General features: G+C 67.8%; 14 protein-coding genes. 4 read left to right on the top strand and 10 right to left on the bottom strand.

The annotated features are described in order from the left end of the window. Positions 1-73: 73 nt before the first annotated feature. Positions 74-1,543, bottom strand: a complete 1,470-nt coding sequence (locus tag AC1DKN_RS15645) for an APC family permease (protein WP_476871794.1) — start codon at positions 1,541-1,543, stop codon at positions 74-76. Positions 1,544-1,876: 333 nt separating this feature from the next. Between AC1DKN_RS15645 and AC1DKN_RS15640 the strand changes: the two genes are divergently transcribed. Further along, positions 1,877-3,286 (top strand): aldehyde dehydrogenase family protein, encoded by a 1,410-nt coding sequence (locus AC1DKN_RS15640; protein WP_476871793.1) that lies wholly within the window; start codon positions 1,877-1,879, stop codon positions 3,284-3,286. A 21-nt stretch (positions 3,287-3,307) separates the two neighbouring features. Here AC1DKN_RS15640 and AC1DKN_RS15635 read toward each other — a convergent pair whose 3' ends face one another. The 8 genes from AC1DKN_RS15635 to AC1DKN_RS15600 all read right to left on the bottom strand — a co-directional run bounded on the left by AC1DKN_RS15635 (position 3,308) and on the right by AC1DKN_RS15600 (position 12,145). Then, entirely contained in the window at positions 3,308-5,470 is a 2,163-nt protein-coding gene (locus tag AC1DKN_RS15635) for an elongation factor G-like protein EF-G2 (protein ID WP_476871792.1), read from the bottom strand. 106 nt (positions 5,471-5,576) lie between these two features. Further along, on the bottom strand, positions 5,577-5,975 hold the full coding sequence (locus AC1DKN_RS15630) for a hypothetical protein (RefSeq protein WP_476871791.1): 399 nt from the start codon (positions 5,973-5,975) through the stop codon (positions 5,577-5,579). 426 nt (positions 5,976-6,401) lie between these two features. Continuing rightward, positions 6,402-6,824 (bottom strand): heat shock protein transcriptional repressor HspR, encoded by a 423-nt coding sequence (locus AC1DKN_RS15625; protein WP_028275425.1) that lies wholly within the window; start codon positions 6,822-6,824, stop codon positions 6,402-6,404. Positions 6,825-6,839: 15 nt separating this feature from the next. Beyond that, complete coding sequence (locus AC1DKN_RS15620) at positions 6,840-7,733, bottom strand: DnaJ C-terminal domain-containing protein (RefSeq protein WP_476871790.1); 894 nt, start codon at positions 7,731-7,733, stop codon at positions 6,840-6,842. 147 nt (positions 7,734-7,880) lie between these two features. Beyond that, positions 7,881-8,552, bottom strand: coding sequence for a nucleotide exchange factor GrpE (locus AC1DKN_RS15615; RefSeq protein ID WP_230009328.1), 672 nt, complete (start codon positions 8,550-8,552; stop codon positions 7,881-7,883). 2 nt (positions 8,553-8,554) lie between these two features. After that, positions 8,555-10,417: a molecular chaperone DnaK gene (gene dnaK / locus AC1DKN_RS15610; protein ID WP_079550752.1), complete on the bottom strand. Its 1,863-nt coding sequence runs from the start codon at positions 10,415-10,417 to the stop codon at positions 8,555-8,557. Between the two features lie 374 nt (positions 10,418-10,791). Continuing rightward, on the bottom strand, positions 10,792-11,247 hold the full coding sequence (locus AC1DKN_RS15605) for a hypothetical protein (RefSeq protein WP_476871789.1): 456 nt from the start codon (positions 11,245-11,247) through the stop codon (positions 10,792-10,794). Between the two features lie 91 nt (positions 11,248-11,338). Beyond that, positions 11,339-12,145 (bottom strand): TetR/AcrR family transcriptional regulator, encoded by an 807-nt coding sequence (locus tag AC1DKN_RS15600; RefSeq protein ID WP_476871788.1) that lies wholly within the window; start codon positions 12,143-12,145, stop codon positions 11,339-11,341. A 124-nt stretch (positions 12,146-12,269) separates the two neighbouring features. Between AC1DKN_RS15600 and AC1DKN_RS15595 the strand changes: the two genes are divergently transcribed. Continuing rightward, positions 12,270-13,232, top strand: a complete 963-nt coding sequence (locus AC1DKN_RS15595; protein WP_230008316.1) for an NAD-dependent epimerase/dehydratase family protein — start codon at positions 12,270-12,272, stop codon at positions 13,230-13,232. 25 nt (positions 13,233-13,257) lie between these two features. Here AC1DKN_RS15595 and AC1DKN_RS15590 read toward each other — a convergent pair whose 3' ends face one another. Continuing rightward, on the bottom strand, positions 13,258-15,492 hold the full coding sequence (locus AC1DKN_RS15590) for an MMPL family transporter (protein WP_476871787.1): 2,235 nt from the start codon (positions 15,490-15,492) through the stop codon (positions 13,258-13,260). Between the two features lie 227 nt (positions 15,493-15,719). Here AC1DKN_RS15590 and AC1DKN_RS15585 point away from each other — a divergent pair, with 227 nt between their 5' ends. Next, entirely contained in the window at positions 15,720-16,280 is a 561-nt protein-coding gene (locus AC1DKN_RS15585; RefSeq protein WP_230010948.1) for a MarR family winged helix-turn-helix transcriptional regulator, read from the top strand. Positions 16,281-16,927: 647 nt separating this feature from the next. Then, positions 16,928-17,149 (top strand): hypothetical protein (locus AC1DKN_RS15580; protein ID WP_476871786.1); only part of this gene is annotated, 222 nt, incomplete at its 3' end.

The raw sequence follows: 17,149 nt of genomic DNA, 5'->3' as shown, positions 1-17,149 counted from the left end.
GCGACAGCGATGAGGATAAACGTGTCGAAATAAGACATCCGGAGCAGGACGGCGCCCTGGGCAGGGCCCGCCGTCAGGCAGTGACCCCTGCGCGCGCGGCCCTGCGCTCCACGGCAATTTCCACCAGCACACCGGCGGTAAACACAATGGGTACGGTCAGCAGCAGGCCCACGGCCGTTTCGGCACTGCCGCCGATCAGAGCGGTGAAGTTGATGATGACGAGGGACAGGACCCAGCCAAGCAGCAGGGTGGCGAGCACCGGTGCCACCGCGGTCTGCCAGAGCTGGCCGGACACCCTTTCCCGCCGGAAGTAGGCGACGACGGCCAGCGAGCAGAGCATGTACAGCACCAGGAGCGCGGCCACGGCCAGCCCGCTGAACCAGGAAAAGAGGGTGAGGACAGGATCCAGGGACAGCACCGCGAACGGCGCCACGAGCAGGAAGGCGACCACGGTCTGGATCCGCGCAGCGACGGCGGGCGCCTTGTGCCGGTTGGTCCGGGCCACTCCGCGGGGCATCGACCCGCGCAGGGCCAGCGAATGGAGGTAGCGGTTAATGCCGTTGTGGAAGGCGATGATGCCGGCGAGCAGGGAGGTCACGAGCAGCATGCCGGTGACCGTTCCGGCCCACGGCCCGAACAGCTCCACCATCGGCGTCAGCACGAACGCGGTGGAATCGCCCGATTCGAGGGCCGCGCCCGCGGCGTCGATGACGTGCGAGGGTCCGTAGTAGCTGACCAGCATCCAGGAAATGAAGGAGAAGAAGACCGCGATGACGACTACCGAAAGGTACGTGGCCCGGGCGACCGTGCGGTGGGCGTCCTTGGCCTCGGCCGAGTAGATGGCCGTTGATTCGAAGCCGAACATGGAGGCGACGGCGAACATGATGGCAACGCCCGGGGCGCCTGCGCCGATCGCCGCGGGAGAGAAGGACGCCGCCAGGCTGATCCCCTCCGGCCCGCCGCCCCGCAACAGCACGGTGAAGCCGAACATGAGCAGGATGGCGACCTCCAGACCCACGAGCACCGCCAGGACCCGCGCCCCCAGTTCGATGTTGAAGGAGCCCAGCACTTGCACGCCCGCCATGGTGATGGCGGCCAGAAGCCACCAAGGGACCACCATCCCGGCAGATCCGAGGAGGCCCGAGAATGCCGCGCCGTACAGCCCATACATCGCGGCCTGGACCGTGCTGTACGCGAGGAGCGCGAGCCACGCCGCTCCCGCGCCGACCTTCCGTCCGAAGGCGGCGGTGACATAGGCGTAGAAGGCGCCGTTGGCCTGGATCTTCCGGCTCATGGCCACGAAGCCGACCGCGAAGATCACGATGACGATGCCCACCACCAGATACGCGCCGGGGGCGCCGGCGCCGTTGCCGAGCGCTGCGGCCAGGGGTGATGCCCCGACGATTCCGGTCAACGGCGCCTGGGCTGACAAAACAAAGAAGAGAATGCCCATGACGCCGACGCTGCCGGCACGCAGCGCGGTGGAGTGCTCCGTGCGGTGGCTGGATTCTGCGGTCCGGGAATCTGAATTTGAAATACTCATCGGATCCTTCTTAACGGTCATGAGTCTGGGAGATGGGGTGCGTTGCACCGTGAAATCCAGCATGGCAGGTGGCGCCCGTCACGCTTTTGTCGATTAGCGACCGGTTGTTGTTCCTGAGCGTAGTCAGCACCAGGCCCTGCGCCGGCCGCACGGCGGGCCGGACGGCTTCGGGTCCGCAGCCTCAGGAAATAGCTTTCGGTGTTCCGTTCGCTCCCGCACAACAGCTCTTCGCGGATAGACAAGCCCCTCGGCCCCTCGCCGGAGCACGCTTGAAACAGCACTCTTAGGCCGCACCGGCCGCGTTCTCTGACCTACTCGATGTGGAGTACCCCCATGGAAACCTACGACGCCCTGCTCGCCTCGATCACCCCGGTGTCCGGGGAAACCCGCACGATCTGTGACCCGGCCACCGGACAGCCGGTCGGCGAAGCACCGGTCCACACCGTTCAGGACCTCGAAGCCGCCATCTCCGCCGCAGCCGCCGCGCAGCCGGCCTGGGCTGCACTGGGCCACGACGCCCGGTCCGCCGCGCTGCTCAAGGCCGCCGACGCCGTCGAACGCTCCGCCGAGGAACTCGCCCGCCTGCTCTCCCGCGAGCAGGGCAAACCGCTGAACGGCCCGAACGCCCGCTTTGAGGTCGGCGCCTGCGCCGCCTGGCTCCGCGTCGCCGCCGGCACGCCCCTGGACCCAGAAACCGTGGTGGACGACGGCGAAACCCGCGCCGAACTGCACTACCGGCCCATCGGCGTCGTCGGCGCGATCGGCCCCTGGAACTGGCCCATGATGATCACCGTCTGGCAGCTCGCCCCAGCCCTGCGCATGGGCAACGCCGTCGTCATCAAGCCGTCCGAATACACCCCGCTGTCCGTCCTTGCCCTCGTCGAAATCCTCAACCAGGAACTCCCCGAAGGCCTCCTCACGGCGGTCTCCGGCGGCCGCGACGTCGGCGAGGCCCTGGCCGGACACCCCGCGGTCGGCAAGATCATGTTCACCGGCTCCACCGCCACCGGCAAGGCCATCATCAAATCCTCCGCCGACACCGTCAAGCGCCTCACCCTGGAGCTCGGCGGCAACGACGCCGGCATCGTCCTGCCCGACGCCGACCCCAAGGCGATCGCCGAGGGCCTGTTCTGGGGCGCCTTCATCAACACCGGCCAGACCTGCGCGGCGCTCAAGCGCCTCTACGTCCACGACGCCATTTACGACGCCGTCTGCGAGGAACTCGCCAGCGTGGCCCGTGCCATGCCCATGGGCAACGGACTCGACGAGGCCAACGTCCTGGGCCCGCTGCAGAACCGCCAGCAGTTCGACATCGTCGCCAGGCTCGTCGAGGCAGCCCGCGACTCCGGCGCCAGGATCCTGCTCGGCGGCAACCCGGAGAACGACCGGCCCGGGAACTTCTACCCCACCACCCTCGTCGCGGACATCGCCAACAGCAACCCGCTGGTCGCCGAGGAGCAGTTCGGCCCCGCCCTGCCGATCATCCGCTACGGCACGGTGGACGAGGCCATCGCCATGGCCAACGCCGTCGACGTCGGACTCGGCGCCTCGGTCTGGTCCTCCGACCCCGCCGAAGCACGCAAGGTGGCGGCCCGGCTCGAGGCCGGCACCGTCTGGATCAACAAGCACGGGGCCGTGGACCCCCGCATCCCGTTCGGTGGCGCGAAGCAGTCCGGCTACGGACTCGAATTCGGTGTCGAAGGCCTCAAGGCCCTCGGCGTTCCGCAGGTCATCAACGGCTGACGCTGCACTTAGCAGGGGCCATCAGCGCAGCGCCTGCGGCACGGGTTCGTGCCGCAGGTAGCTGCGCCGGAACCGGCCGCTGCCGGCTGTCAGGGCCCGCAACTCCACCGCGTACCGCAACAGTTCCTGGTCCGGCACCTCGGCGCTGATCTCGGTGCCGTCGGCGCCTGCGGAGGTGGTTCCGGTCAGGCGTGCCCGCCGGGAGGACAAGTCGCTCATCACGGCGCCCACGTGGTCCTCCGAAACGCTGATGGTCACGGACGAGACCGGCTCCAGGAACTGGATGCGGGTTGCCCCGGCCGCCTCCCGGAGGGCCAGCGCCCCGGCCGCCTGGAAGGCAGCATCGGAGGAATCCACGCTGTGCGTCTTGCCGCCGATCAGCGTTACCTTGATATCCACTACCGGGAAACCGGCCGAGACGCCTTTCTGCATCTGGGCCCGCACGCCCTTTTCCACCGAGGTAATGAACGGCCCGGGAATCACGCCGCCAACGGTCTTGTCGACAAACTCGAACCCGCCGCCGCGGTCAAGCGGTTCCACCTCGATGTCGCAAACCGCGTACTGGCCGTGGCCGCCGGATTGTTTGACATAGCGCCCGTGTCCGGCGGCCGGCGCGGCAAACGTCTCCCGCAGCGGCGTGATGACCTGGACGCTCTGCAGGTTCACCCCTTGGTCCCGCAGCCTGCCCAGGACGACGTCGGCGTGCGCCTCGCCCATGCACCACAAGATCAGCTGGTGGGTTTCGGAGTTGCGTTCCACCCGCAGCGTCGGGTCCCCGGCAGTGACCTTCCCCAGGTTCCTGGCCAGGGCGTCCTCGTCGCCGTGCGTGGCGGCTTCGATGGCGACCGGCATGAGCGGGTCCGGCATGTCCCAGGCGGCCACCAGCAGCGGCAGCTCCTTGGCCGAAATCGTGTCGCCGGTCTCGGCGGTGCCCAGCTTGGTCAGCGCGCAGATATCCCCCGCGACGCAGAAAGGCACTGGCCGCAGTCCTGATCCCAGTGGCGAGTACAGGTGGGTGACCCGCTCGTCGCTGTCGTGGTCCTCGTGGCCGCGGTCGGCCATTCCGCGGCCGCCCACATGGATGGCGGCGTCCTCCCGCACCACGCCGGAGAAAACGCGCACCAGGCAGACGCGGCCAAGGAACGGGTCGATCGTCGTACGGACCACTTCCCCGAGCAGCGGACCGTCGGGGTCGCAGCCGAGCGCGCCGGCGGGCACCCCGTCGAGGTCGGTCGCTGCGGGGACGCCGCGCTCCGCCGGCGTCGGAAACGCACGCACCAGGACCTCGAGCAGTTCCGCCAGGCCGAGCCCGGACTCCGCCGACGCCGGCAGCACCGGGTGGAAGGACCCGCGGGCCACGGCCGTCTCCAGATCGGTGATCAGGACGTCGGGGGCGATTTCCTCGCCTCCGAGGTAGCGGTCCATGAGCGTCTCGTCTTCGCTCTCGGCAATGATCCCTTCGATCAGCGCGCCCCGTGCGGACTCCGCGGCGGCGAGTTCGACGCCGGTCGCGGCGCGGGTGGCCGGCGCCGGTTCCGCATCACTGTAGTCGGAGACCGTGTCGGTCAGCAGTCCCAGCAGCCCGGTGACGGGACCGTCCGCGGGGACCGGCAGGTAGAGCGGAAGGATGGAGTCGCCGAATGCCAGGCGGCAGCGGGCGATGGCGGCGTCGAAGTCCGCGCGCGGATGGTCCAGGCGGCTGATGACCACGGCCCGCGGCATCCCGAGCCGCTGGCACTCGCTCCAAAGCGCCGTGGTCGCTGCGTCGACATCGTCGGTGGCCGAGACGACGAACAGCACCGCATCCGCCGCCCGGAGCCCTGCCCTCAGCTCGCCGATGAAATCCGTATAGCCCGGAGTGTCCAGCAGGTTGACCTTGATGTCCCCCACCATCACCGGCACCACCGCGAGCGCCACGGAGCGCTGCTGCGCGATGGCGGAAGGATCCGAGTCGCTCACCGTAGTGCCCTCGGCGATCGAGCCCTTGCGGGTGATGGCTCCGGTGGCGGCAAGAAGTGCCTCGGTGAGCATCGTTTTTCCGGAACCGGAATGCCCCACGAGTGCCACATTGCGGACCTTGTCCGGCTGTTCCGGCGGCGCGACGCCGTTGGCGTCTGCCCGCCGGAGGTCAGACGTACCCCGGACCGGTCCCCTTGACGGCGTCTTGGCGCCTTTCGACGGCATGAGAACCTCCCGGCGTCGCATCCACTCGTGCCCTGCAGGGCCTTGTGTTAAGGATTGGACACCCTGGGACGCCCGGACAGCAAGGTCTTTTTCAGGCCGTAGTTTTTCAGGCCGTGGCCGGAGCAACCAGGGACCCGGAGGCTGCCCGGTTCCGGAGCCAACGGCCCACGGCCTTGCCTTTGCCCGTCCACCAGCTGTCCTCGTCGCTGCCATGGTGCCACCTGAAGATCACGGCGACCATGACGAACACTCCGGCGGCGACCTCGGGCCAAGAGCCGGAGGCGGCATCGAGGAGCACGCTGAACGCCATGACCACGATGGAAGGCAGTGCAAGTGTCCGGAACCACGTGTTGGCGACGAACCGGCTGCGGGATCGCGGCACGGAGACCGCGCGGACGAAGTCGAAGCACAGGCAGACGACCACCAGGGCCTGCCCCAGGGACATCAGGATGTGCCCCGGCAGGGAACCGGCAAACAGGACGGCCGCCTGGAGTCCCGGGCTCACGGCGTGCCCGTCAACGCAACTGGCCGCAGCCGGGACCCGCCCCGAAGGGGCGAATCAAACCTGGGCGAATCACACCTGGACTGATCAAACTCGGTTGAATCATGCATGCGATGCCCCCCGGCGTCTACGCTGCTCCTGCGCTGGCTCCGCGCCCGGGCTTCCCGCAGGAGCTGTAGGCGTGTCATGCCAGCCTTTTCTGACACTCCAATTCAACGCGCGGAATGGGCATGAAGTCACGCAAATGAGGTACCCGACTATCGGATGGTCGGGTACCTGATTGCGTTCCGGTGTACTCGGTTTGCTCCTGCCGCTACTTGCCCCGGCATTGCGACGTAACCGAAAAACGTGATGGTTGACACATTCCCCGCGGCCGTGTCATCGCCGCCCTGCTCGCCAGGGAAACCTGGGGAAACCGCGAGATGAGTCCTAGCCCATGCCCCTCGGCCGCCACACCACCAGCGCCTGCGACCGCGCCTGCGGACGCTTGCCGCGGGCCAGGCTGACGACGTCGCCGGCAGTTCCTGCGGCGAAGATCCGCGAATCGGCCCCTTGGCGGCGCCGGCCCAGTTCCTCAGTCAGTTCTCCGACCCGGCGCTGCAGGGCGGCCACCTGGTTCTCCAGCTGGAGGATCCGCTTGATGCCCTCCAGCGAGACCCCCTCCTGGGAGAGCCGCTGGACCTCGCGGAGCATATTCACATCCCGCTGCGAGTAACGCCGCGACTTGCCCGGGGCACGGCTGGGCGAGACGATGCCCAGCCGGTCGTACTGGCGCAGCGTCTGCGGGTGCATGTCCGCCAGTTCCGCGGCAACGGAGATGACGAAGATCGGCTGGTCGAAGTCGATGGCCATGGCTGGATCCCGTTCCTAGAGCCGGGCCTTGGCTGCCAGGCCCGCGCGGACGTCCTCATTGGCGGTGGCCGCGGCGAAGGCCTTCACGGCCTCCTCCGCTTCCTTGTTCAGCTTCCGCGGAACAGCGACGTCGATCGTCACCAGCAGATCGCCGGTGGCTTTGGCGTGCTTGACGCCGCGGCCCTTGACGCGCAGGGTTCTGCCCGAGGGCGTCCCTGCCGGAACCCTGACCTTGACCGTGTCGCCGTCGACCGTCGGAACCTCGATGTCTGCGCCCAGGGCCGCCTCCGGGAAGGAGACCGGGACGTGGATCCGGAGGTTGTCGCCGTCGCGGACGTAGAATTCGTGCGGCTTTACCGAAACGGTGACCATGAGGTCGCCGTTGCCGGCGGGGGCGTACTGCCCCTTGCCGCGGACGCGGACCTTTTGTCCGTCCTTGATGCCGGCCGGGATGCGGACGTCGATGACCTCACCGTCCGGTTCACGCAGGCCGATCGTGGTGCCGCGGATGGACCCGCCGAATGAGATCGAGGTCGACGCGGTGCGGTCCGAGCCCTTCTGCGGAGCCCGCTGGAAGGACTGGCCCCCGCCGCCGAATCCGCCGCCGCCGAAGAGATCTGCGAACTCGGGCGGAATGCCGCCGGCCGTGCTGTAGCCGCCGGAGTGGCGGCCTCCGCCGCCGGTAAAGAGCCCGCCGAAGAGGTCCTCGAAGCCAGCTCCGCCGCCGGCCCCGCCGCTTCCGCCAGGGGCAAAGCGTGCGCCGCCGCCCATGGCCCGGATGGCGTCGTACTGCTGGCGCTCATCGGGATCCGAGAGCACGGAATAGGCCTCGGAGATGTCCTTGAACTTCTTCTCCGACGCGACGTTCCCCGCATTGGTGTCCCCACGCTCCGACAGGCCCGATGCCACTCCCGGGGCCCATCATCTGCTTCGCGCTGTTTCTCAACTCACTTTAGGCGAGCAACACGCTGGCGCGGAGGCCGGATAGGGGGCGGCGGTGTGGAGGGCACCGCGAAGCGGGCACCGCCCCCTATCCGGCGGAGCGCCAGAGGCAACCTACGCCGGTACCGCCACGATCACCTGGGCCGCGCGGAGGACACGGTCGCCGGACTTGTAGCCCGAGCGCAGCACCTGGCTGACGGTATCGATTTCGATATCCGTGCCGGGCTGCTGGATGAGGGCCTCGTGGATGGTCGGATCGAACTCCACGCCGGTCTCATCGATGCGGACCAGCCCGTACGTCTTCAGCGCAGCCTCCAGTTTGGCGGCGATCGCGGCGAAAGGGCCGTCCGCGAGGTCGCCGTGCTGGCGGGCGGCGTCGACGTCGTCCAGTACCGGCAGCAGCGCGTTCAGGACGCCGATGACGGCCATCTCGCCCGCCACGGCCCGGTCGCGCTCGACCCGCTTGCGGTAGTTGACGTACTCGGCCTGCAGGCGGCGGAGGTCATTCCTGAGCTCCTCCGCCTCGGCAGCGGGCGCGCCCTGGGCCACAGATTCCGCGGCGGGCACCTCAACACTGTTGAGGATGTCCTCCGCCTGGGACAGTGCGTCTCCGGAGTCTGCCGCGGCAGCTGCGTGCTCCTGGCCGGGGTGGCGGGCCTGGCCGGTCTTCGGATCAACCTTGCGGTTGTCGTGGATCACCGGCTTCTGCGGCTCGTTCTCCTGCTGTTCCGCGTCGCGCCGGCTCTCGGAAGAACCGTGCTCTTCTTCGTTACCGTGATGCGGCATGATTACTTCTTCTCGTCTTCGTCAACGATTTCGGCGTCGACGATGTCCTCGTCGGAGCCGGCTGCCGGCTCGCCTGCGGGGGCACCCTGCGCACCGGCGTGGCCGTCGGGGGAACCGGCCTGGGCGTAGATGGCTTCGCCGAGCTTGGTCTGGGAAGCCTGCAGCTTCTCGAACGCGGTCTTCACGGCGGCGTCATCGGTGCCTTCGAGGGCCTTCTTGAGGGCGTCGACGTCGGCCTTGACCTCGGTCTTGACCTCTTCGGGCAGCTTGTCGGCGTTGTCGGCGATCAGCTTGTCCACGGAGTAGGCGAGCTGCTCGGCCGTGTTGCGGGTGTCGGTTGCCTCGCGGCGGGCCTTGTCCTCGGCTGCGTGCTCTTCGGCGTCGTGGACCATGCGGTCGATGTCTTCCTTGGACAGCGCGGTGCCGCCGGTAATGGTCATGGACTGTTCCTTGCCGGTGCCCTTGTCCTTCGCCGAAACGTGCACGATGCCGTTGGCGTCGATGTCGAAGGTGACCTCGACCTGCGGAACGCCGCGGGGGGCCGGCGCGATGCCGGTCAGCTCGAACGTGCCCAGCGGCTTGTTGTCGCGGGTGAACTCACGCTCGCCCTGGAAGACTTGGATGGCCACGGACGGCTGGTTGTCATCCGCGGTGGTGAAGGTTTCGCTCCGCTTGGTCGGGATGGCGGTGTTGCGCTCGATCAGGTGCGTCATGATGCCGCCCTTGGTTTCGATGCCAAGGGACAACGGGGTGACGTCGATCAGCAGCACGTCCTTGCGCTCGCCCTTGAGGACACCGGCCTGCAGGGCGGCGCCGACGGCGACGACCTCATCGGGGTTGACGCCCTTGTTGGGCTCCTTGCCGCCGGCCAGTTCCTTGACGAGGTCGTAGACGGCCGGCATGCGGGTGGAGCCGCCGACGAGCACGATGTGGTCGATCTCGGAGAGCTTGATGCCTGCTTCCTTGATGACGTCCTGGAACGGCTTCTTGGTGCGGTCCAGCAGGTCCTTGGTGAGGTCCTGGAACTTGGCGCGGGTCAGCTGCTCGTCCAGGTGGACCGGGCCGTCGGGGGTGACGGACAGGTACTGGAGGGAAACGTTGGTGCTGGAGGAGGAAGAGAGTTCCTTCTTGGCCTGCTCCGCGGCTTCGCGGAGACGCTGCAGGGCAATCTTGTCCTTCGTGAGGTCGATGCCCTTGACCTTGAGCTGGTTCAGCAGGTATTCAACGACGCGCTGGTCCCAGTCGTCGCCGCCGAGGTGGTTGTCACCGGCGGTGGCGCGGACCTGGATGGTGGAGAAGTTGTCCTCATCCTTGCCGACCTCCAGAAGGGAGACGTCGAAGGTTCCGCCGCCGAGGTCGAAGACCAGGATGAGTTCGTCTTCCTTGCCCTTGTCCAGGCCGTAGGCCAGGGCGGCCGCTGTGGGCTCGTTGACGATGCGCAGGACGTTCAGGCCGGCGATTTCTCCGGCCTCCTTGGTGGCCTGGCGCTGGGCGTCGTTGAAGTAGGCCGGCACGGTGACGACGGCGTCGGTGACCTTTTCACCGAGGTAGGACTCGGCGTCGTTCTTAAGCTTCATGAGGATACGGGCGGAAATTTCCTGCGCCGTGTACTTCTTGTCGTCAATGGCGACGGTCCAGTCAGTGCCCATGTGGCGCTTGACGGACGCGATGGTGCGGTCAATGTTGTTGACGGCCTGGCGCTTGGCGATCTCGCCGACCAGGACCTCGCCGGACTTGGAGAAGGCAACAACCGACGGCGTGGTGCGGCCACCCTCGGCGTTGGCAATGACGGTGGGCTCGCCACCTTCGAGAACGGAGACGACGGAGTTAGTGGTTCCGAGGTCAATACCTACTGCACGTGACATGGATTGCTTCCTTACTTCCTTGGAATCTTGCGGAGATGGCCGCGGACCCGCAGTGGCTCCAACACAGTGGCTGTGGCTCTAACCTCAATTGCTCTAACCGCAGTGGGTCCGACCGTTATTGAGCGATCTACACTCAACTTTACCCAGAGGGGGACATAAGTCAATTTAAAGTTGAGCGAAGTCGACTCAACTTCGCTTTTCCGCCTCGCCCGCGGCAGCTCCTCGCCGCCTAAATTCCCCTCAATCCAGCCCTTCTCGCGCGTCCCGGGCGGCGTTTCGCCCTGCGCGAACCTGCCCGCTGGGCGCAGGGGCGAAGACCTGGGCAGAGGACCAGCCGGCGCCCGCGCCGGCTGGTCCCGCCAGCTTTGCTCTCGCTAGTTGTCGCCCCGAGCGGCGTCGCCGTCGGCAGGCTCTCCCGTTGCCGGCCGGGCGGATCGCTCGGGACGGGACGTACCGGCGCTCCCGTAGTCACCTTCGGGGTATTCACCTTCCTCGGCGACGCCGGCCGGCTCACCGGAGACCCCGCCCTCGCCGTAGTCACCCTCGGGATAGTCGCCTTCCACGTCGCCGACGACGGCGGCTCCGGCCACGCCGGCCTCGCCGTAGTCCCCCGCGGCGTACTCCCCTTCGACGGCGGTGGGCGGGACTTGGCCTGCCGTGCCGGCGGAGCCGTAGTCGCCCTCAACGTATTGCCCCTCAGGTGCCGCGGCCTCTGCCTCATCTTCCGCAGGAACGGCATCGACGTTCCGCGGCGCCGCTTTTCCGGGGACATTCTCTTCAGGCGTGTTCTCTGCAGGCCTGTTCTCTTCAGGCCTGGTCTCTTCAGACATGGATGGATCCTTCCTGGACGCATCTGGCGCGCCCGTGCGGGCGCAGGGGCAGTCTATCGAGCGCCACGGCAAGGCAACAGGGGAACCTGGTTTACCGGGCAGCGCCGGCCGCCGGCAGACCCGCGACGTCGGCCAGCACCGCGAGGTGGTGGCCGAAGAGCTCTTCCCGGGCTGTGAACGTGTCTGGGCCATACTGGCCGAAAACCTCGAAACTGACGGCACCGAAGAGCGAGGTCCAGGCCAGTGCGCCGCGGGCCAGGAGGTCATCCGGCACCGCCAGGCCGAACTCGGCGCGGATTTTCGCCAGGTCCCCCGCCAGCCCGGCGGCCACGGCAGGACTCCGCTGGCCGGTCACGGCAAGCCGCCCGGCCCGGAAGGCGCCGTCGAGGATTCCAATGAGGGCAGTAATCACCCTCGTCCCGGGGCCGGTGGTCCGCCCCGCCGGGGCCTGGTAACCGGGCACCGGACTGCCGAAGAGCAGGGCGTAGCGGGAGGGCTCGCGCAGCGCCCAGTCCCGCACCGCGCAGCCCAGCGCCGCGAAGCGCCCGCCGAAGTCATCCTCCGGCACTGCCCCGACGGCGGCATCCACCGCATCGCCAAGTTCGTTGTACGCATCAATCAGCAGAAGGGTCAGCAGCTCCTCGCGGCTCTCCACGTAGCGGTAGACCGCCGAAGAGACGACCCCGAGATCACGGGCCACGGCACGGAGGGACAGCGCGGCGGCACCGTGCAGCACCAGATGCTCCCGGCCCAGCCGGACGATATCGGCCACCGTTTGGGCCCGGGCACGCTCGCGCGGGGTGCGCAGCCGCACCGCCGCCGGGGCCGCTCCGGCCGCTCCGGCCGGGCCTGCCGCAACGCCGGCGTCTATCGCGCCCGCAATCCTGTCCTCTGGCATGAGTCCAGCATTCCACATCCAAGAGCACTGTCAACAAATGTGAGCACCGCTCTTGACTTGTCGGCCACGGCGTCGCATCCTGAATGGGAGAGCACTGCTCTCGTTATTTCAAAAGGAGATCGGAATGTCCCAACCTGCAGCCTCCGGGCACCAACCGTCCAGGCTCTATGTCGTCACAGGGGCCGGCCCGGTGGGCTGGACCGTCGCCGAGCAGTTGGCAGCGGCGGGCCACCGGGTGCGCCTCCTGACGAGGTCCGGCAGCGGACCCGCCCACCCGCTGGTGGAAAGAGTGTCGATCGATGTGTCCGAGCCCGCCCGGCTCGGCGAGGCCGTCCAGGGCGCCGCGGCCGTTTTTCATTGCATCCACGGCTCGCGCTACAACGCCGAGGTTTGGGCCAGGGAGCTCCCGGCCGCCGAGCTGAATGTGCTCGCCGCGGCGGGCGCGGCGGGCGCCGTCGTGGTCTTCCCGGAAAGCCTGTACTCCTACAGCACCCCGGAAAACATCATGACCGAGGACAGCCCCCGGCAGGCGCAGGGCGGCAAGCGCGGAGTCAGGACCGCACTGCTCGCGGCCCGGGCGGCCTCCCCCACCGCCACCGTGAGCATGGTGGCCGGCGATTTCTTCGGGCCGCGGGTCCGCAACTCGCACGCCGGCGAGCGCATGGTCCGGCCCGTCGCGGCCGGCAAGCCAATGCAGGTGATCGGGCGGGCGGACCAGCCGCATTCCTTCACGTATGTCCCGGACCTCGCGGCCGCCATGATTGCGGCGGCTGACAGGCCCCAGGTGTGGAACCGGGTATGGCATGCGCCCACTGGACCTGCACTGACCCAGCGCGAGATCGCGGGGGCATTCGCCAAGGCGGCCGGCGCCCGGGCACCGCGTGTCACCGGCGTTCCCGGGTGGGCGGTGAGGGCAATGGGAGTGTTTTCCACGGATATGCGGGACCTGGCCGAGACCCTGTACCAGTTCGAGCACCCCTTCGTCATGGATTCCACGGCGAGCCAGGCCGCGCTGGGGCTGACACCGACCCCGCTGCACGAGGCAGCCGCCGCCACCGTTGCCTGGTGGAGGGACCAGGGACAGTGACGGCGGCTGCGGTCTTCGGTTCCGCCTAGCGGACCCCGGCCTCCTCGTTTTCAGCCGGATCTGCCTTCGGATTTTCGGCGGACAGCGTGGCCCGGGCGCCGTCGCGGGCCACAGCCCCGCTCCCTGGCCGGCCGAGCTTGCCGGGCCACCAAAGCCGCGGGCCGATGTCGTAGGCCAGCGCGGGCACCAGCAGGGAGCGGACCAGCACCGTGTCCAGCAGGACGCCGAACGCGACGATGAAGGCGAGCTGGACCAGGAACATGATCGGGATGACGCCGAGGGCCGCGAAGGTGGCCGCCAGGACCACCCCGGCAGAGGTGATGACCCCGCCTGTCACTACGAGGCCGCGCAGGATGCCGGCCCGGGTACCGTGCTTGAGGGATTCCTCCCGGACCCGGCTCATCAGGAAGATGTTGTAGTCGACGCCCAGTGCCACGAGGAAGACGAAGCCGAACAGGGGCACCGTCGCGTCCGCGCCCGGGAAGCCGAAGACATTGTTGAACACGAAGGCGGAGACGCCCATCGCCGCGGCATAGGACAGGACCACGGAGGCGACCAGCAGGACCGGCGCGAGCACCGAGCGCAGCAGCAGCATGAGGATGACCAGGATGACGCCCAGGACCACCGGGATGATGGTGACGAGGTCGCGCTGGGCAGTGGTGTTGGTATCCAGCGCCGTGGCCGTCACACCGCCGACCATCACACCGCTGTCTATCTTCTTCAGGTCCTGGCGGAGCGACACCACGGCGTTTTCGGCCTCGGCGGAGTCCGCGGCGTGGTTCAGCGTCGCGTTGATCAGGACCTTCCCGTCCCTGATTGCGGGGGCAGCCGGCGCGCCCGGGGCGCCGGTGATGACCGGGGCGCCCCCTTCGGCCAGCAGATAGGCGTCTCCGACGCCGTCGCTGGTCTGCAGCTTCGCCAGAACGTCCTGGGCGTTTTCCTCGTCGGCCACGATCACCGCGGGGCTGCCGGACCCGGCGTCGAAGTGCCGGCCCAGGGCATCCTGCCCGTCGACGGCATTGGAGGAGGTGAGGATGACGTCGGTCTGGGCGACGCCGTTGGCTTTAAGCTGCAGGAGGCCGGTAGCGGCTACCAGGAGCAGCAGCACCGAGGCGACCCAGACCGTGCGCGGCCGGCGGGATACGAGCGAACCGGTGGCCCGCCAGAGTCCCTTCTGGCCCTCGAGGCCGGTGACCAGTTCCGGTTCCCGATCGGTTTCCGGGAGCAGTTTGGGCCGGAACGGCCAGAACGCTGCCCGGCCCAGCAGTGCCATCAGGGCCGGCAGCAGGGTCAGGGCGGCGAAGAGCGCGCAGAGGATGCCCGCCGCCGCCACCGGGCCGAGGGCCTTGTTGGAGTTGAGGTCGGAGAACAGCAGGCAGAGCAGCGCGATGATTACGGTGGCGCCGGAGGCCAGGATCGGTTCCCAGGCCGCCTTCCATGCGGTGACGGCGGCGGCCGTCCGGTTGGTGGTGTGGGTCAGGGCTTCGCGGAACCGGGCCACATACAGCAGGGCGTAGTCGGTGGCTGCGCCGATCACCAGGATGGACAGGATGCCCTGGCTCTGGCCGTTCAATTGGATCCAGCCGGCCTTAGCCATGCCAAACACCAGCAGGATCGCGGCGCACAGCGCGAAGACCGAGGTGAACAGCACCATGACGGGCAGCAGCAGGGAACGGTAGACAATCAGCAGGATCAGGAACACGGCGCCCAGGGCCACGAGCAGCAGGATGCCGTCAATGCCGGCAAAGGCACTCACAAGGTCCGCGGTGAGGCCGGCCGGTCCGGTGACGAAGGTCTGCATTCCGGCTGGCGCGGACGCCCGGACCTCGTTGCGCAGTTCCTTGACGACCGTTTTCACTTCCGCCGAGGAAGCAATGGGCACCACGAACTGGACTGCCTTGGCGTCCTCGGAGGGGATGGGACCGATCACCGTGCTCCCGGCCTGCAGGGCCTCCAGCTTGCCCTTGAGGGCCGCGGTCTCGCGGAGCTGGGCCGGGGTGAAGGCGGAGTCGCTCTCAACCACGATTACTGCCGGGATCTCCTTGGAGTCCCTGAACTTGGCCTGCCAGTCCGCGGCCTCGGTGGCCTCGGCCCCGGCGGGAAGGAACGATGCCTGGTCATTCGATGACACCTCGCTCAGGCGGCCGAATGTAGGGCCGCCGACGCCGGCGATCGCCAGCCAGGCCAAGACGAGCACTGCGGGGACCAGCCAGCGCAGCCAGAACGGGACACGGGTCGCCGCGGACGAAGTCGTTTTCATGTTTCCTTCCAGGGTGCGCCTCGGAGTGGGAGCAGAGATCAACTCCATAGTAGACTATCTCCATCATAGAGATAACCCATTTGCCCGGGGCACCGGAGGAGAATAGAGACAGCCGGCGTCAGGCCGCTCCGCAGACCCTGCAGTAGACTCCCGAAGGCGCCCTCGACAGCGCCGACCTGCCGCGGTCAGACCGCCGGGGCAGGATCAAGGGACGAAGGAGGTCCGCCGTGTCAGCCGAATCCCCGGGCCTATCCGAAGACGCGGTCTCGCCCAAGAACACAGTCCCGCCCGAAGCCGCCGGTCCGCCGCCCCTCGTCCGGCTCCTGCAGGAATTCACCCTCGAAGCCAACCGTTATGTGGACTCCGCCGGCGGCCGCAATGACATGCACCGCACGGACCTCAACGCCCTCGCCGTCATCATGCGGCACGCGGCGCGGGACCAGATTGTCACTCCAGGGGTGCTGAGGAAAGAGCTGAACCTCAGCTCCCCGGCCACCACCGCACTGATCGACCGGCTCCACAGTTCCGGCCACGTGGTCCGTGAGCGCGAGGGCGCGGACCGCCGCCAGGTGCAGCTGCGCATGACGCCCAAGGCGTACCGGGACGGCGGCGCAATGTTCCTGCCGCTGGCCCGCCACATGGGTGCAGCCATGGCGACCTTCACGCCCGAAGAACTGGAGATCGCCACCCGCTTCATGAACTCCATGATCGATGCCACTGTCCGGGCCGGTGAGGAAGCGGCCCGCGGCCCCGGGCCGGAGCAAGCGCCGGGGCAGCGCCCCGGCTGACTCGCGGCCCCGGCTGATCCGAAGCGCGCCGTCACGGGTGCGCCGCAGCCTGCGACTGGGTAACAAGCACGGCTTCCGCCAGCACCGTTTCCGGCACCACCTGAGCTGCGGGTGCACTGGGCCAGGAGACTGGCAGGATGCTGAATTGGTGACGTCGACGAATGATGTCGATGCCATCTAATTCGCGCTGGGGGCGGATTTACCACCGCGCCGCACTCTGCGCAGGCGCTTCACCGTGCGAGAAAGCACTCGGGTTCCGACGAGGAAGCCAAGAAAATGTACAGGTTGGATACCTAGCCTTGCGACGTGGCACAGCAACGCAGCCAACGTCACGCCACAACGTCATTTTCCCCCCCAAGAATAGCGAGGCTCGACCCCGGCAAAGCGAGTTCTCCGCACCCACCTAACCAACATGCCGCGACTCAAGCGACTTGACAGCTTCCTTTCGATGTGACGAAGCCGGTCATTTAGCAAAATTCAGCATGACAATTCGAGCACTTCATTATCTTGAGCGGACGCTCTCCACACTTTATCTAGTGCAATGCAACAGACGCACAATTCAGGGGGAAAAATTGGCATCACGTGGGATCGGCGCCATGCGTCGCATTTTCAGTCCGGCACGCACTGCACTCACAGCACTCCTGGCGGTGCTTCTTTCACTTCTGACAGCTGCGCCCTCCCTAGCTGCGACGGCAGAAACTGAACCCAACAACACCATGGCGGCCGCGACGGTGGTGCCCCTGGGGACCACGGTTTCCGGTTCGGCACTCAGCGGAGGCATCGATGACACCGATTACTACGCGATCGACCTGCCCAAGGCAGGCCGGGTCGGCCTGAACTTCAAGTTCCCCGCCGGGCTCGGAACCGGA

The sequence above is a fragment of the Arthrobacter sp. 01N444 genome, from assembly GCF_056399305.1.
This window is presented reverse-complemented; position numbering and strand designations above follow the sequence as displayed.